The sequence below is a fragment of the Lactobacillus apis genome (assembly GCF_002837055.1).
Lineage (GTDB): Bacteria > Bacillota > Bacilli > Lactobacillales > Lactobacillaceae > Lactobacillus > Lactobacillus apis.
Window position 1 is genome coordinate 1 of the sequence record NZ_PDKP01000064.1, and the last position, 563, is coordinate 563.

Consider the following 563-nt stretch of genomic DNA (forward strand, 5'->3'; position numbering starts at 1 on the left):
TAAGGTACTTGAATTAGCAACTAAGGCTGGTATTCCTACTCCAACGTTAAGTGCATCTCTTAACTATTTGGAATCCATTTTTAACCCAAGTCTTCCAGCTAACCTGATTCAAGGACAGCGAGATTACTTTGGTGCTCACACTTACTTCAGAAATGACCGTGACGGTGTATATCACACTGAATGGTATGAAGAAAAATAAGCTGTGTTACACGTGTAACAAAAAAAGACCAGTTAAGTTTCGACTTTAACTGGTTTTTTGCTAGGAAAAATATATAATAATCATCTTTTATAAATTCTAGAATACTGTGAAGAAAAAAGCCACTTCATTATGAAGTGGCTTTTTGGCTAGTCTAATTGAGCTACATGTTTGTAATCAAGAAAAAGATGACAAATACTACTAACAGCACGTACATCATCGGAGAGACCTTTTTAGCTTGCTTAGAGGCAATCATGGTGATTGGGTATGCAATCATTCCAAGTGCTAAACCGTCTGAAATGCTGTAGGTAAGTGGCATACCGATAACTGTTAAAAATGCAGGAAAAGCAATTTCAAACTTATCCCA

General features: G+C 36.2%; 2 pseudogenes. One reads left to right on the plus strand and one right to left on the minus strand.

Going from position 1 to position 563, the window contains the following annotated elements:
- Nucleotides 1-199 (plus strand): annotated as a pseudogene (locus CRG87_RS07930) (NADP-dependent phosphogluconate dehydrogenase); the annotation flags it as partial.
- Nucleotides 200-359: 160 nt separating this feature from the next.
- Here CRG87_RS07930 and CRG87_RS07935 read toward each other — a convergent pair.
- Nucleotides 360-563: pseudogene (locus CRG87_RS07935) on the minus strand (NCS2 family permease); the annotation flags it as partial.